This window comes from Lentihominibacter sp. (genome assembly GCF_046951855.1).
Taxonomy (GTDB): Bacteria; Bacillota; Clostridia; order Peptostreptococcales; family Anaerovoracaceae; genus Lentihominibacter; species Lentihominibacter hominis.
Genome location: NZ_JBKTXS010000004.1, coordinates 25,147 through 39,848, shown reverse-complemented (window position 1 = coordinate 39,848; position 14,702 = coordinate 25,147). Strand labels below are relative to the sequence as shown.

Below are 14,702 nucleotides of genomic sequence, written 5' to 3'. Positions count from 1 at the left end.
CTATATTTTATATGACGTGTCAACTAAATTGCAATCTCTTGAGCCGATTTTAGAACACGTTTTTCACACGTTAGTTCCATAAATAATTTACTATTTTTTTCTTGACTCTCTGCATAGCATTATCTATAGATTTTATACTTTTTCCCAACTTCGCTGAAATCTTTCTGTAATCATTATCTTTGAGTACTTCACTTAAAACCTGCATCTCAAAATCACTGAAAACATTATCCCCGTTATTTCTTATATAATAAGCTATATCCTTAAGTACAAGAAGCTCTTCCGGATCTTCTTCCATATTTGTCTTGAGCGTATCCGCTATAGTTAAATCCTCATTTTCCGGCTTCAGAGGATTGCTCAAAGGAACAGATGTATTAAGCGCCCTGTGTTTGTCCCTTGCCGCTGATCTGATTGCGCTTATTATCTGCCGTGTTATACATATATTGGCAAATGTTTCAAATGATGCTGCTTTTCCGGCATCAAACTGTCTGATTGCCTTAAGCAGTCCTATCATACCCTCCTGGACTACATCATCTTCATCGGCACCTGCCATGTAATACATCTTTGATTTTATCCTGACAGTTTCCTTGTATCGTCTCATCAGCATTTCTTCAGCATCAAGGTCGCCGTCTTGCGCCATAACCGCCAGATCGCTGTCAGAGAGAATACAACTGTTGCAGTCAATTTTACACATACATTACTTCCTCTGTCTTACAACTTCATACATTAATACAGATGCTGCATTAGATGCATTCAGAGAACTTATCTGTCCTTTCATAGGAATAGATACGACAAAATCGCACTTTTCTTTCACAAGCCGACTTATTCCCGCTCCCTCTCCTCCTATAACAATACCCAGAGGTCCTGTAAGATCATGCTCATAGTACAGATTATCTCCCATATCACATGCTCCTATCCAGATGCCTTTTTTCTTAAGTTTTTCTATTTCACCGGCTATATTGGTGACCTTTGCACAAAGCATATATTCCACCGCTCCGGCAGATGTTTTTGCCACAGTCTCTGTAACAGATACAGAACGTCTTTTGGGAATGATTATCCCATGAACCCCTGCACACTCGGCAGTACGCATGATTGCTCCCAGATTATGAGGATCTTCAAGACCATCCAAAATAAGAATAAATGGCTCCTCACCTCTGCAGGCCGCACGTTTTAAAATATCCTCCACACTGCAATATTTATAATCCGATACAATGGCTATGACACCCTGATGTACTCCTCCTGATGCAGTTTTATCCATCCTTTTTTTTTCACTGTAATAAACAGGAATATGTTTATCCCTCGCTTTAGCGGCTATTTGCTTTACCGATCCCTCAGCGCCTTTAGCCAATGTTATTTTTTCTATTTCTCTATTACTTTTCAACGCTTCCAACACAGCGTTTCTTCCTATTATTATTTCCGACATACTACCTCACAAATGTCATTATGGCCTGCTGTATTTTAAAAATCTGTAGAATATACCTTTTTCCTGCTGAAGTTCACTTTCCCATGTCACAGTATATCCAAGCTTGTCAAGATCAGGAAAATATCTGTCAGCTTCAAACTCAGCGTCTATCTTTGTGACATAAAAGGTATCACAGTCATCCATAAACTGTTCATACACCTGCGCTCCCCCTGCAATAAAAATTTTTTCCGTATTATATTCCATCAATTTTTCCATAACCTCTTCTTTCGAATGACATATAAGACATCCTTCTTTCTCATAGTCTGTATCGGAAGTTATGACTATATTGGTCCTGTCAGGGAGCGGCTTTCCTCCGGGAAATGATTCCAGCGTCTTTCTGCCCACTACTATAATATTACCTGTGGTTTTCTGTCTGTAATATTTAAGATCCCCGGGTAAATGCACCAGAAGACCTCCGTTTTTCCCTATGGCCCAGTTTTTGTCCACAATTACAATTGCATTCATCTTTTCTCCTTCGCGCATGTGCCTTTTATTTCAGACTGCTATAGGTATATTTTTTATCTGAGGATTCTTCTGATAATCTTCAACCCTAATATCATCTGTTGTAAAATCATAAAAATTCTTTACTTCAGGATTTAGTATGAATTTAGGAGCCGGATACTGAGGTCTTTCTATCATTTCACTTATAATATCCACATGCCTGTCATATATGTGAGCATCAGAAATAACGTGAACAAGCTCTCCCGGCTTCAGACCTGACACCTGCGCCATCATATGAATCAATACCGAATACTGCACTACATTCCAATTATTTGCCGCCAGAATATCCTGAGACCTCTGATTCAGTATACCGTTCAATCTGTTTCCGGTAACATTGAAAGTCATGCTGTAAGCGCATGGTTCAAGTCCCATCTCCATTAAATCGTCAAATTTATATATATTTGTCATAATTCTTCTGGAATACGGAGTATTCTTAAGCTGCCACAACACATTGTCCACCTGATCCATTTCGCCATGAGGGAACTTATATTTTACACCCAGCTGGTAGCCGTAAGCTTTGCCTATAGACCCATCTTCATCTGCCCACTCGTCCCAGATATGGCTGTTTAAGTCTTTTATATTGTTTGACTTTTTCTGCCAGATCCATAGCATTTCATCAACTGCAGATTTTATAGCTGTAGGCCTTAGTGTCAAAGCCGGAAATTCTTCCTGCAAATCATACCTATTGACAATACCGAATTTCTTTATCGTATGAGCAGGAGTTCCGTCCTCCCACCTGGCTCTGACTATCTGTCCTTCGCTGGAAAACCCGTCACGGAGAATGTCCCGACACATATTTACAAATAATTTATCAGCTTTACTCACTTTATCTCCTCCCATGTCTCATTTGCCTATTATCGCTATAGCTTTTGACAAAACACTTTCCAGACGTTCATTCTCATCTGCCAAATACAAGTATCCCACCAGAGCTTCAAAGGCAGTCGCCCACTTATATGTTACAGGATCGGCATTTTTTGCTTTTGTATTGTATTTTCTGTTTCTTGCCCTCTTCACAAGTTTCTGTTCCACTTCAGAAAGTTCATCAAACATGGTTCTTATTATTTTAGCCTGTGCTGAAGCATTCACAAAGTCCGTTGACAGCTTATGCATATTACCGACATGATACGATCCTTTTTTTATTACATGTTCCCTTACTGCCTGTTCATACACGGCATCTCCCATATATGCCAGAGCTGTAGTATTGATCTCGTTCAAGTTTTGTATTTTCATGTTATTCCCTGATTATCTGGACTCCCTGAGGCGTATCTTTGAGAGTGATTCCTCTTTCCTTCAGCAGGTCTCGAATTTCATCAGCCCTTGCAAAATCTTTCGCTTTCCTCGCCGCCTGTCTTTCATCAACTAAACTCTGTATATCATCGTCGATTTCATTTGTATCATCCTTTTGCAGAAGCCCCACCACGTCAGCCAGCTCCATCAACATATCAAGACTCTTTTTAGCAAACTCTTTGCTGGCGCCGTCTTTTACTGCTGTATTTATAGCTGTTATAAGCTCGAATATGGCAGAAATAGCATCCGCCGTATTAAGGTCATCGTCCATCGCAGCGATGAATGCCTTCCTGTATTTATCATAACCTGACAATGTTTCTCTCTCTGCGTCTGTCATTTCTCCCGATCCATTTTCCATAAGATGTCTGAGGTTCTCCTTCGCATTTTCCATTCTTGCCAGTCCTGCCTTGGCTTGCTCCATAAGAGCATCACTGAAATTTATCGGATTCCTGTAATGTCCTGAAAGCAGAAAAAATCTGATAACCTCTCCGTCATAATCCTTAAGTATATCTCTGACCGTAAAGAAATTACCCTTTGATTTCGACATTTTCTCATTATCAATCGTTATATATCCATTGTGCATCCAATAATTGGCAAATGGTGCTCCATTGCAGCATTCAGACTGAGCAATCTCGTTTTCGTGATGCGGAAACTGAAGATCCTGACCTCCTGCATGGATATCTATAGTATCTCCAAGATGTTTTTTTGACATGGCAGAACACTCTATATGCCAGCCGGGACGACCTTTTCCCCAAGGGCTTTCCCATGCTATTTCGCTTTCTTCCTTCTGGGCCTTCCATAATGCGAAATCCAATGGATCTTGTTTTATATCACCCACTGCTATCCTTGCTCCCGACTCAAGATCTTCTACATTCTGCCTTGAAAGTTTTCCGTATCCGTCAAATTTTCTTGTCGAAAAATAAACATCACCATCTGCTTCATAGGCATATCCTTTATCTACAAGGGTACTGACAAAATCTATGATCTCAGGAATATGCTCTGAAACCTTAGGATGAACATCCGCCTTTTTAACATTCAGAGCCTTTGCATCCTTATAATATTCTTCTATATATTTTTCACTGACTTCAGAAGCTGTTATGCCTTCCTCTTTAGCTTTATTTATTATTTTATCGTCCACATCCGTAAAATTCTGAACGAATTTCACTTTATATCCTCTATATTCCAAGTATTTTCTCAATGTGTCAAAAACCACGAAAGGCCTTGCATTTCCTATATGGAAATAATTATATACTGTAGGCCCGCACACATATATTTTTATAATGCCGTCCTCTATCGGTCTGAGTTCTTCCTTTTTTCTCGTAAGTGTATTATATACCTTCATCTTTTTCCTCCGATTCCTCATCCGGTCTTTTATCTCCGTATATATCTTCTTCATATATCTGAACAAAAGTCCCGTCCTGGATCTCCTTCACAATATTGGCATACTGACAATCGCTGTCGCATCTGACATGAGTCTCTTCGCCGAATTTCTCTATGAACAGTTCTTCCAGCTCCACTACTCGCCTTCTAAGACACTCCAGCTCTACGGCCACAGGATCCGGAAGATCTACCTGATCCAGTTCCTTGGTAGGCTTACCATGTCTTCTTACTATGGTACCCGGTATCCCTACGACTGTACAACCATCCGGGATCTCCTTCAACACTACAGACCCTGCTCCTATCTTTACATCATCCCCTACTTTGAAAGGTCCCAGTACTTTAGCGCCGCTGCTTATAACGACTCTGCTACCTATGGTAGGATGTCTCTTTCCTACATCTTTGCCTGTACCTCCCAGAGTGACGCCCTGATATATAGTCACATCGTCTCCAATCTCAGCAGTTTCTCCTATAACTACAGCCATTCCATGGTCTATGAAACATCTCCTGCCGATGACAGCCCCCGGGTGTATCTCAATACCTGTGAACCACCTTGTAAGCTGGGATATCATTCTCGCAAGCATCTTAAGCTTATGTTTATAAAGCCAGTGAGCAGGTTTATGCCAGATGAGCGACCAAATGCCAGGATAACACAATAATACTTCGAGGCTTGATCTTGCTGCCGGGTCCTGCTCCAATACCGCTTTTATATCCTCTCTAACGTCTCTGAAAAATGCCATTATATCTTCCTTCTATACATGAATTTCGGTTCCCCTTTGAAACTGAAAAAGCAGGTATCCATACCTGCTTTTTATAATATCATATCTATTCGGTGGATTCAATGAAGGTTCTTAAAAAGTACCATGTTAAATCGTCTGCCTGCTCTTTATCTTTCAAAAATTTCGATTGGCATCTTACAAATCCAGAAAATCCAGAGGATTGACACAATTTCCGTTTATTATCACCTCAAAATGAAGATGTGGTCCTGTGGAATTGCCTGTGGATCCTACGAGCGCTATCTTTTCTCCTTTACTCACATGCTGCCCCTGAGATACAAGTAATTTGCTGCAGTGAGCATAATAGGTCTGCATACCATTGCCGTGATCTATTTTGACAAGATTACCATATCCTCCGGAAACTCCCGAAAAATACACCTGACCATCATCTGCAGCGTATATAGAGTTTCCCTGAGCCAAAGCAAAATCTATGCCACTGTGCAGCCTTCCCCATCTCTGTCCGAATCCGGATGAAATATATATATTATCTATAGGATTGCCAAGAGTCTCATAGACAGCCGACGGATCATATGAAACATTGTCTCCGCTGTAATTGCCGGTTCCGCCTCCATACCCATCATAATTTTTTGTTCCGGTCAGAACTATTTCTTCCTGAGGTTCTTCGAGAACTTCTTCTTCAAGTACTTCTTCTCGGATGCTTCGGCCGTTTTCTTTAACTACTTTTTTTACAACTTCCTTTGTTCCTTCCTTTCCCTCTGTCTCCACCTTTTTTTCTCCGATATACATATCAGGCTCCGGTTTATATTCCTGTTCAAACTCTATAGGTTCCTGCTGCACCTGTTCTTCAGTAGTAACTACTGTAAGATAACTTTCACCATTTTTTCCTTCCGATAAAAGTTCTTTCGCTTCTTTTTCGGTCAGGATATCCGGAGCTTTATCTCCATTTTTGATCTCCATCTTCTCCGTTTGTGTTTCTTCCTTCACCTCGATATCCAAAACAGTTCCGCTACCTCTGCGGTACTCTTCTATCACGTCGCCGACCACTTCTTGAGCCGTCTGCTGGGAGTCTACCAATGCGATCTTTTCTCCATCTATCGTTATATACCAAGGAGGTGTTATTACTTCTCCATCAGCCAAAACTACCGGGATATCCTTTCCCTCAGGTGACATTATTGCTCCTGCCGTTATAGAAGCTGCCATCAGTAATGCGCCTGCGATAACAAAAATCAACATTCCCCTGCGGGGGACGGGCGCCCCGCTTTCCATAAAGCTTTTCATAATAAATTCTTCCTTTGTGATTTTTTCCCTCTCGGGATTTGTTTTCCATTTCCTTTAGGAAATAGTTTCCTTAACTATTATTCCCATATCCTTTTTCTTCATACACACAAAGAAAAAGCATCTGAAATATTGAATCCTCATCAAATCTCAAATGCTTTCATTATTATTTTTTATAATACTTTATGCTGTCGGTTCAGCATAACTGTAATCAGCCCCATGAAAATCAGAACCTCTGGTTATCAAAAGATCATACTTTTCAGCTATTTTAATAAATCGGACAGTATGCTCAGAATTCTGATCCGGATGATAGCATTCCAAACCTTTAAGCCCTTTATTTTTTAACTCTGTTATTATTTTCTCCATATTAAAGAAAAATTCTTCACTGCCGGGCTTGCCTATATGCCTGGTTTGTATAGGATGTGCCAGCACCGCAAAGCCTCCTGCCCTGTTTATAACATCAATGGCTTGCTCTGCAGACAACTTTTCTTTCTTAACAGTTTTAGCCTTAAAGCTTTCTAAAAAATGACCATCTTCAAAAGCCTCCCGATAATCTTTCACATATCCTTTTTCCGCAAGAGCTCTGGCTATTACAGGTTTGCCTACGAACCCGCCCGGCTGCTTTTTTTCCAGTTCGTCAAGATATATATCATATCCCATATCCCGCAAAACACCTATAAGTTTCTCATTACGACTATGCCTCCGTTTCGCAAGATCTGAAACAATCTTTCTGAAACCAGGATCATCTGTGTCCATATCATATCCCAATATGTGAAGTCCTATGCCAGCTTCCAGTTCTGTTGCCAGTTCTATACCAGGTATTACCACAAGGCCTTCTTCTTTTCCCTCAGCCAAAGCCTCTTTTACTCCGCCTGTTCCATCATGGTCAGTTATAGCTATAACTGAATATCCCATAACTGCGGCCTTTTTTACTATAAATGACGGACTTGCCTGTCCGTCGGAATAATAAGTATGAATATGAAGATCCACCTTATGAATATCCCTCTCCCCTACAACCCTTTCAATCATGCTCATGATTTTCTCTATCTGATGCACAGCATATCTTTTGCTACGTCATCGGATACTTCCTTTCCCATTATACTTTTTACAAGAGTCAGAGCGAATTCCATAGCAAGAGCCGGTCCTCTGCCTGTTATAATATTCCCGTCTACTGTCACAGATTCTGCGCTAACTTCAGCGCCTTCCAGAGTTTCTTCCATCCCCGGATAAACAGTGGCTTTCTTTCCTTTCAAGATTCCACATGATCCAAATATCATAGGAGCTGCACATATGGCCGCAAGCTTTTTACCCTTTTGAGCAAAATCTTTTATATGTGATGTGAGACCATCATGAGCCTGCAGATTTGCCGCTCCGGGCATTCCTCCGGGAAGAACAATCATATCGCATCTGCCATAATCCGCATCTTCATAAAGAATGTCTGATTCCACAGGCACACCATGTGTCCCTGTAACAATACGGTTCCGGGAAACGGAAACCGTTTTCGTATCTATGCCGGCTCTTCTAAGAACATCCACTACAGTCAACGCTTCTATTTCCTCAAATCCTTCAGCCAGATGAACATATACCATTAATCATCGCTCCTCTCTAAAGTAATTATTCCCCAAATCAGCGGGAGGCTGACTATCTTTTTTCTTTTTATATGTACTGAATATAACAATCAAAATCGTAGCTACATATGGAATCATATCAACAAGATATTGTGATATATTGAATCCCATTGCCTGAAGTTTGAGCCCCAATATGCTGAGGCCTCCGAAAAGCGCCCCTCCGAAAAAGCCTTTTATAGGATTCCATGCTACAAAGATAACGAGAGCTACAGCTATCCAGCCCCTTCCGTTTACTATATTTTCCTGCCATATCGGCATACGTACAAGGGAAAGATACGCTCCGCCAAGACCGCAAAGAGCTCCTCCTATAAGTATGTGTACATACTTATACAACGTTACATTTATACCTGAAGCGTCAGCTGCTGCATTGCTTTCCCCAAGAGCTTTAAGGTTCATGCCCATCCGTGTCTTATACATATAGACGGCTGCAAGAGCGCATAATATATAACTTAGATATACGAACATATCCTGTCTGAAAAATATAGGCCCTATAAACGGTACATCTCTCAAAAGCGGGATCGATATCTTAGCGAAAAACTCAGTTATCTGAGAAGGCGCACTGGTCCCAAGCATTGATTCACCTACGAATTGAGCAAACCCCGTTCCGAATATAGTCAATGTAAGCCCACAGACAATCTGATTCGCTCTGAGAGTAACGGTTAGCACAGCAAAAATCAGCGCTCCTCCTGCTCCTGCCACAGCGGCAACCAATATTGCCGCAATGGCGTTTTCTGTATTCAAAGCCGCTACAAACCCCATCACCGCTCCTATGAGCATCATTCCTTCCACACCCAGATTAGTGCTTCCCGATTTTTCAGTTATGAGTTCACCGAGAGTGGCGAAAATCAGCGGAGTTCCCGCTACTATACATGCCGCTAAAAAATCAGTCATGATTATGCCACCTCCTCTTCTTTATTTCTTCCTATATGTACTTTATATCTCATGAAAAACTCGCTTCCCAAGATGAAAAACAGAATAAGCCCCTGTACAATATCTGATACCGCACTTGGAACTCCCAGTGCAATCTGTATATATTCTCCTCCCTGTACGAGCATAGCAAATACGATACATACAAAAAATGCTGTTCCAGCATTAAGTTTAGACAGCCACGCAGGTATTATAGCAGTGAAGCCATAGTTATTGGCTATTCCATATACCAAAGACTTCTCTACTGCAGAAACCTGTATCATTCCTGTTATTCCACACAAGCCTCCCGATATCAGCATAGCAGTAACTATTATCCGGCTTATATTCATGCCGGCATATCTTGCAGTCTCGACACTCTCTCCTACTACAGCTATTTCGTACCCTTTCTTGGTATGCTTCATGAAAAAATATACAGCTACAGTAGCAAGTATAGCCAGTATCCAACCTATATGTATACCTCCCAGCACCGGAAGTTCAGCACTTGCAGGAAATCTGGGTATCCTCGGAAATCCATTGACAGACGGATCTCTCCATGGACCATACTGAAGATATGTAACAAACTTTATAGCCACATAATTCATCATAAGTGTGAATATTGTCTCATTAGTCCCTAATTTCGCTTTAAATATGGCCGGTATAAAAGCCCATATTCCTCCGCATATAACTGCCGCCACTATCATGAGAAAAAGCATTACGGGCTGCGGAAGATCCGGGCTGAGATTAAGCGCCACCCATGTAGCTCCCAGAGCTCCCATTGTTATTTGTCCTTCTGCTCCGATATTCCAGAACTTCATTTTAAATGCTACAATTATCCCCAGTGATGTTATTATCAATGGTACGGCCTTGACTATGGTTTGCTTTATTCTCAGTTCAGTTCCCAGGGACCCTAATATGACTTCCTTAAAAATATGAAACGGATTCAATCCAAAAACAGCGAGAATAACTCCTGCGAATACTATTGAAAGAAAAACAGCCAATACTGTTATCAATAATTCTTTGCTTCTGGGAAGATCGTCACGCTTAGTAAGTCTTATAAAATCCATTACGCACTCACCTCCTCTTCTGTTTTTCCTGTCATCAGAAGACCTATATCTTCTTTTGTCACCTTATCAGGATCTACTATCCCCGTTATTTCTCCATGACACAGGACAACTATTCTGTCGCACAGATCCATCAATACATCTAAGTCCTCACCGACAAACAATACTCCTACGCCGTTTCTTTTCTGTTCATTGAGAAGTTCATAAATCTTATAAGAAGCTCCAATATCGAGTCCCCTAACAGGATATGCCGTTATCAGGACCTTTGGCGATGAATCTATTTCCCTGCCCAGCAATACTTTCTGAACATTTCCGCCTGACAGCTTTTTAACCGGAGTATATATACTCGGAGTCTGAATGTCCAAAGCTTCCACCAGTCTTTCAGCTTTTTTGATACAGGGTCCTCTATGAAGTATAAAACCGGGACGATTCTGATAATCTTTCAGTATTATGTTATGCACTATATCCATTCCTCCGACAAGCCCCATTCCAAGACGGTCTTCAGGTATAAATCCCATACGTATTCCAAGTCTTATTATATCCCTGGGAGTTTTCCCCACTATATTTTCCCCATCAAAAAAGATTCTTCCTTTTTGAGCTTTTATCAAACCCGCTATAGCTTCACACAATTCTTTTTGCCCACTGTTGGCTACTCCTGCCACACCCACAATCTCATGAGACGACAATTCAAAACTTATATCAGAAACAGCTTCCTTTCCCTCTCCGTCAAGAACCGTTATTTCATCAAGATTAAGAAGCGTTTTTTTATCCCGGAATTTCTCCTTTTCTATAGACAGGTCAACTTTTTTTCCTACCATCATCTCTATAAGATTGGAAACCTGAATATCTTTTGTTTCAACAGTTCCTATGGACTGTCCTTTCCTAAGTACCGTAACTCTATCGGAAATCTCCATCACTTCATTGAGCTTATGTGTAATAATTACTATAGAACAGCCTCGTTCCTTCATATTTCTTATTACCCTGAAAAGTTTTTTTATTTCCTGTGGAGTTAATACTGCGGTAGGCTCGTCCATGATAAGGATCTTCGCTCCTCTATATAAAACCTTTATTATTTCCAGTGTCTGTTTTTCTCCCACTGACATATCATAGACCTTTTTATCAGGATCCACGTCAAGGCCATACTGATCTGAAAGGGTTTTAACCTTCTTTGTAAGACTTTTGCCATGAACGAAAAAATTCGTGCGCTGCCCTATTATAATATTTTCCTTAGCAGTCATCACGTCTACAAGTTTAAAATGCTGATGTATCATTCCTATGCCCATTCTTATCGAATCCTTTGGCGATGAAAAATGGACTTCTTCTCCGTTGATCTTAATGTGTCCGGAATCAGGTGTATATATTCCAGACAACATATTCATCAGTGTTGACTTCCCTGCGCCGTTTTCGCCAAGTAATGCATGAACCTCCCCTTTTCTGACAGAAAGATCCACATTATCATTGGCTTTATGCGATCCGAAGCTTTTGCTGATATTTTTCATTTCTATTGCAAGATTCTGCTCCACTGTATTCCTCCGTATACGCTGCACCGATACTTCCTTTATAAATAGTATAAGGGGAACTATATAGTTCCCCTTATTACTATATCATAATATTAGTTTTTTATAAATATGATAATTTTACTAGTTGGAAGTTGCTGTCACGCCTTCAATCTCTTTGTTGATCTTCCAGATCTCTTCATCTGTCAATGTCTGTCCGTCCTTGCAGAGAAGGCTTCCGTCAGTATATTTGATTTCTCCGGAGAATACATCAAATTCGCCGTTTTCCATCTTGGCCTTTACTTCCTCAATCTTCTTCAGTGCATCCTCAGGAACTGCCGATCCAAAATCATCTATACAGATCAGACCACTTTCCATAGAACCGTAATAGCTGAAAGGCTTATTCCCTGTCGGTTTCCACTCACCGGCGAGAATCTTTTCGAATGTCGGAGTAAAGTATGTTGCCATATCCCAATAAGGGGCTGTCAGATAGCTGTCTCCTGCAACATTGTTATCAGAGTTCCAGCCTGTAGTATAGATTCCTGCTTCTTTAGCAGCAAGCTGTGTAGCAGTCGAATCAGCATGATAAGTCAGCACATCGCATCCTGCCGCAATAAGCTGCTCAGCGCCTGTCTTCTCAATCTCAGCATCTCCCCATGTATTGATATAGATAACCTTTACCTCAACATCCGGATTTATTGCCTGAGCTCCCAAAGTAAATGCATTAATCCCTATCTGTACTTCTGTATAAGGGTATGCTGCCACATATCCGAGAACGCCTTTCTCACTGGCTGCTGCTGCAGCCATCCCGCTGAGATATCTGGCTTCTTCCATAGAACCGAAAAAGTTTTCCATATTTGTATCATTCTGATACGTTCCGGAAAAGTGCAGGAACGTAATGTCATCATAGTCTCCGGAATTGGCCAGTTCATCCATGATCTCCCCATATCCGAACGAACATCCTACCACGATAGTGCATCCCTGATCAATAAAGTTCGTTACAGCATCCTTAATGGCCTGTGCATCATTTTCACCTAAATTTTCTTTTATAAGCAGCTCAAGACCATTTTCCTCTGTTGCCTTTTCAAGGCCTTCATTCATACTCTGCGTGAAACCGCCATCGTTTACATTTCCGATATAAAGCGCTCCCACTTTACCGTTTTCACCCTTGCTGCTGTCGTCTCCTCCACATGCAGCCAAAGCAAATACCATAATTGCGGCTAACAATACTGTTAGTACTTTTTTCATCTTTCTAATTCCTCCGTGTAAATTATTGTGATATTTCTTCGTATATTATAATATTTATTTTTCATTAGTCCAACAAAAAAATGTATTAAAAGTAATTTTTTTGTCAGGATTTTTACGCATGACTTATATTTGTATATCTTGATATCTCGTGATTCACTGTTACAAGATCGTCTGTTGACAAGTCATGAACAGATTTATTTCCTGTTATCCTTGCAAACATTTTTAATTCTTCCCGCGAAACATTAAGAAAATTAGCCACTCTCTGAGCTGCCGCATCCACCTTCAGTCTGTTTCTGAGATCCTCGTTTTGGGTTGCTATCCCCACAGGACAGTTTCCCGTTCCACAGATCTTATACTGCTGGCATGCTGCCGCCATAAGTCCTGCCGAAGCTATTGCCACAGCATCGGCTCCCATAGCAAGAGCTTTTGCAAAGTCAGCGGATACTCTCAGACCGCCCGTTATAACAAGTGAAATATCAGAATCCACCGAATCAAGATATTTTCTTGCTCTATAAAGCGCATAAACTGTAGGTACTGTTGTCGCCTCTCTAAGCATATAAGGACTCGATCCTGTTGCTCCGCCTCTCCCATCTATTGTTATGAAATCAGGCTCTGCGAATACACAATGTTCAAGATCCTTTTCTATCCTCCCCGCTGCAATCTTGATTCCTATCGGTCTGCCTTCCGAACGCCTTCGAAGCATACTCACCATATCTTTAAGATCCTCTTTGGAATTTATCTCAGGGAACTTACTGGGGCTCTGTATATCTTCACCCTGTTTTTTCCCTCTTATTTCAGCTATCTGATCGGTTACTTTCTCTCCCGGAAGATGTCCTCCCATTCCGGGTTTTGTCCCCTGTCCTATTTTTATCTCTATGGCGTCAGATGATCTGAGATTTTCATCAGTAACACTGTATTTATTTGGAATATATTCAAAAATATATTTATATGCTTCTGCTCTTTCTTCAGGAAGAATTCCTCCCTCTCCGCTGCATATTGCAGTATGCGCCATAGCCGACCCCTTCGATAGCGCCGTTTTTATTTCTTTTGATAAAGCTCCGAAAGACATATGAGAAATGTAAACAGGATTATCTATTACCATAGGTTTTTTTGCATTTTTGCCTATAACTGTTTTTGTATCTACTTCATCTTCATCATCAAGCGGAGGAGGATTAAGCTGTGCGCCTAATATCAGTATATCATCCCAATTAGGCATAGGCATCTGAGTACACATGGCTGAATCAAGAGATTTCCCTGTAACTGCCATTTCATGTATCTCTTCCATATATCTGCATGATTTATCATGTCTTATGAAATTCTGATCATAACTGAGATCCTGCTCTGCCTCTCTTGCATCATCAGGAGATATAAAGGAATCCGCACTCTTTTCAGGGCCCTTTTTCTCATCTCCTTCCGGCTCCAATTCTATAAACATATCCCCCGGCTGAAAACACACCGGACATCTTTCAGGCGGTTCATTGCCCTCGTATACGTATCCGCATACCGAACATTTAAATTTTTTCATTTCGTCTCCCCTTTCATCTTACTTGAAGACAACATCCTTTTTTACCTATTCTAATCATATATCTTATTTTTGCCATAATGTCAATAGCAATACCTTCTTCAAAAACGGCTTTTATATTCTTAAAAATTTTTATTAAAAACAACGCTGTTTCAGTTTTTATGCCATTTCTTTCCGTTGCCGTATGTCATAAGTGATTTGCATG

15 protein-coding genes are annotated in these 14,702 nt (G+C 40.8%); all 15 read right to left on the bottom strand.

Features of this window, described 5'->3' with window-relative positions:
- Positions 1-70: 70 nt before the first annotated feature.
- The 15 genes from ACLR96_RS01950 to ACLR96_RS01880 all read right to left on the bottom strand — a co-directional run bounded on the left by ACLR96_RS01950 (position 71) and on the right by ACLR96_RS01880 (position 14,500).
- Positions 71-691 carry a sigma-70 family RNA polymerase sigma factor gene (locus ACLR96_RS01950; protein WP_177268727.1) on the bottom strand — a complete coding sequence of 207 codons (621 nt, stop codon included), beginning with the start codon at positions 689-691 and terminating at the stop codon, positions 71-73.
- A 3-nt stretch (positions 692-694) separates the two neighbouring features.
- A complete protein-coding gene (gene rlmB / locus ACLR96_RS01945) occupies positions 695-1,420 on the bottom strand; it encodes a 23S rRNA (guanosine(2251)-2'-O)-methyltransferase RlmB (RefSeq protein WP_177268729.1) in 726 nt (241 codons plus the stop codon).
- Positions 1,421-1,438: 18 nt separating this feature from the next.
- Complete coding sequence (locus tag ACLR96_RS01940; protein ID WP_177268731.1) at positions 1,439-1,924, bottom strand: dihydrofolate reductase; 486 nt, start codon at positions 1,922-1,924, stop codon at positions 1,439-1,441.
- 30 nt (positions 1,925-1,954) lie between these two features.
- Positions 1,955-2,785: a thymidylate synthase gene (thyA, locus tag ACLR96_RS01935; RefSeq protein WP_177268733.1), complete on the bottom strand. Its 831-nt coding sequence runs from the start codon at positions 2,783-2,785 to the stop codon at positions 1,955-1,957.
- Positions 2,786-2,803: 18 nt separating this feature from the next.
- Positions 2,804-3,190, bottom strand: a complete 387-nt coding sequence (locus ACLR96_RS01930; RefSeq protein ID WP_177268735.1) for a Mini-ribonuclease 3 — start codon at positions 3,188-3,190, stop codon at positions 2,804-2,806.
- Between the two features lies 1 nt (position 3,191).
- Positions 3,192-4,589: a cysteine--tRNA ligase gene (gene cysS / locus ACLR96_RS01925; protein ID WP_177268737.1), complete on the bottom strand. Its 1,398-nt coding sequence runs from the start codon at positions 4,587-4,589 to the stop codon at positions 3,192-3,194.
- Complete coding sequence (cysE, locus tag ACLR96_RS01920) at positions 4,576-5,364, bottom strand: serine O-acetyltransferase (protein ID WP_177268739.1); 789 nt, start codon at positions 5,362-5,364, stop codon at positions 4,576-4,578. Before cysE ends, cysS begins: the two co-directional genes overlap by 14 nt.
- Before the next feature lie 174 nt (positions 5,365-5,538).
- A complete protein-coding gene (locus tag ACLR96_RS01915; protein ID WP_177268741.1) occupies positions 5,539-6,639 on the bottom strand; it encodes a peptidoglycan DD-metalloendopeptidase family protein in 1,101 nt (366 codons plus the stop codon).
- 180 nt (positions 6,640-6,819) lie between these two features.
- The gene (locus ACLR96_RS01910) at positions 6,820-7,671 is read right to left on the bottom strand and encodes a PHP domain-containing protein (RefSeq protein WP_177268743.1); all 852 of its coding nucleotides are present in this window, start codon (positions 7,669-7,671) and stop codon (positions 6,820-6,822) included.
- Positions 7,672-7,679: 8 nt separating this feature from the next.
- The gene (locus tag ACLR96_RS01905; protein ID WP_177268745.1) at positions 7,680-8,225 is read right to left on the bottom strand and encodes a DJ-1 family glyoxalase III; all 546 of its coding nucleotides are present in this window, start codon (positions 8,223-8,225) and stop codon (positions 7,680-7,682) included.
- A 3-nt stretch (positions 8,226-8,228) separates the two neighbouring features.
- On the bottom strand, positions 8,229-9,155 hold the full coding sequence (locus ACLR96_RS01900) for an ABC transporter permease (RefSeq protein ID WP_177268747.1): 927 nt from the start codon (positions 9,153-9,155) through the stop codon (positions 8,229-8,231).
- 2 nt (positions 9,156-9,157) lie between these two features.
- Complete coding sequence (locus ACLR96_RS01895; protein WP_177268749.1) at positions 9,158-10,234, bottom strand: ABC transporter permease; 1,077 nt, start codon at positions 10,232-10,234, stop codon at positions 9,158-9,160.
- The gene (locus ACLR96_RS01890; protein ID WP_346727753.1) at positions 10,234-11,754 is read right to left on the bottom strand and encodes an ABC transporter ATP-binding protein; all 1,521 of its coding nucleotides are present in this window, start codon (positions 11,752-11,754) and stop codon (positions 10,234-10,236) included. Before ACLR96_RS01890 ends, ACLR96_RS01895 begins: the two co-directional genes overlap by 1 nt.
- 117 nt (positions 11,755-11,871) lie before the next feature.
- Positions 11,872-12,975: a BMP family ABC transporter substrate-binding protein gene (locus ACLR96_RS01885; protein ID WP_177268751.1), complete on the bottom strand. Its 1,104-nt coding sequence runs from the start codon at positions 12,973-12,975 to the stop codon at positions 11,872-11,874.
- 112 nt (positions 12,976-13,087) lie between these two features.
- The gene (locus ACLR96_RS01880) at positions 13,088-14,500 is read right to left on the bottom strand and encodes a glutamate synthase-related protein (RefSeq protein ID WP_177268753.1); all 1,413 of its coding nucleotides are present in this window, start codon (positions 14,498-14,500) and stop codon (positions 13,088-13,090) included.
- Positions 14,501-14,702: the final 202 nt, after the last annotated feature.

What these genes read in the sequence shown, in the direction of transcription:
- rlmB (WP_177268729.1), bottom strand. Translation starts at nt 1,420, where the DNA reads ATGTCGGAAATAATAATAGGAAGAAACGCTGTGTTGGAAGCGTTGAAA.
- ACLR96_RS01885 (WP_177268751.1), bottom strand. Translation starts at nt 12,975, where the DNA reads ATGAAAAAAGTACTAACAGTATTGTTAGCCGCAATTATGGTATTTGCT.
- ACLR96_RS01895 (WP_177268749.1), bottom strand. Translation starts at nt 10,234, where the DNA reads ATGGATTTTATAAGACTTACTAAGCGTGACGATCTTCCCAGAAGCAAA.
- ACLR96_RS01910 (WP_177268743.1), bottom strand. Translation starts at nt 7,671, where the DNA reads ATGAGCATGATTGAAAGGGTTGTAGGGGAGAGGGATATTCATAAGGTG.
- ACLR96_RS01940 (WP_177268731.1), bottom strand. Translation starts at nt 1,924, where the DNA reads ATGAATGCAATTGTAATTGTGGACAAAAACTGGGCCATAGGGAAAAAC.
- cysS (WP_177268737.1), bottom strand. Translation starts at nt 4,589, where the DNA reads ATGAAGGTATATAATACACTTACGAGAAAAAAGGAAGAACTCAGACCG.
- ACLR96_RS01950 (WP_177268727.1), bottom strand. Translation starts at nt 691, where the DNA reads ATGTGTAAAATTGACTGCAACAGTTGTATTCTCTCTGACAGCGATCTG.
- ACLR96_RS01915 (WP_177268741.1), bottom strand. Translation starts at nt 6,639, where the DNA reads ATGAAAAGCTTTATGGAAAGCGGGGCGCCCGTCCCCCGCAGGGGAATG.
- cysE (WP_177268739.1), bottom strand. Translation starts at nt 5,364, where the DNA reads ATGGCATTTTTCAGAGACGTTAGAGAGGATATAAAAGCGGTATTGGAG.
- ACLR96_RS01900 (WP_177268747.1), bottom strand. Translation starts at nt 9,155, where the DNA reads ATGACTGATTTTTTAGCGGCATGTATAGTAGCGGGAACTCCGCTGATT.
- ACLR96_RS01905 (WP_177268745.1), bottom strand. Translation starts at nt 8,225, where the DNA reads ATGGTATATGTTCATCTGGCTGAAGGATTTGAGGAAATAGAAGCGTTG.
- ACLR96_RS01880 (WP_177268753.1), bottom strand. Translation starts at nt 14,500, where the DNA reads ATGAAAAAATTTAAATGTTCGGTATGCGGATACGTATACGAGGGCAAT.
- ACLR96_RS01930 (WP_177268735.1), bottom strand. Translation starts at nt 3,190, where the DNA reads ATGAAAATACAAAACTTGAACGAGATCAATACTACAGCTCTGGCATAT.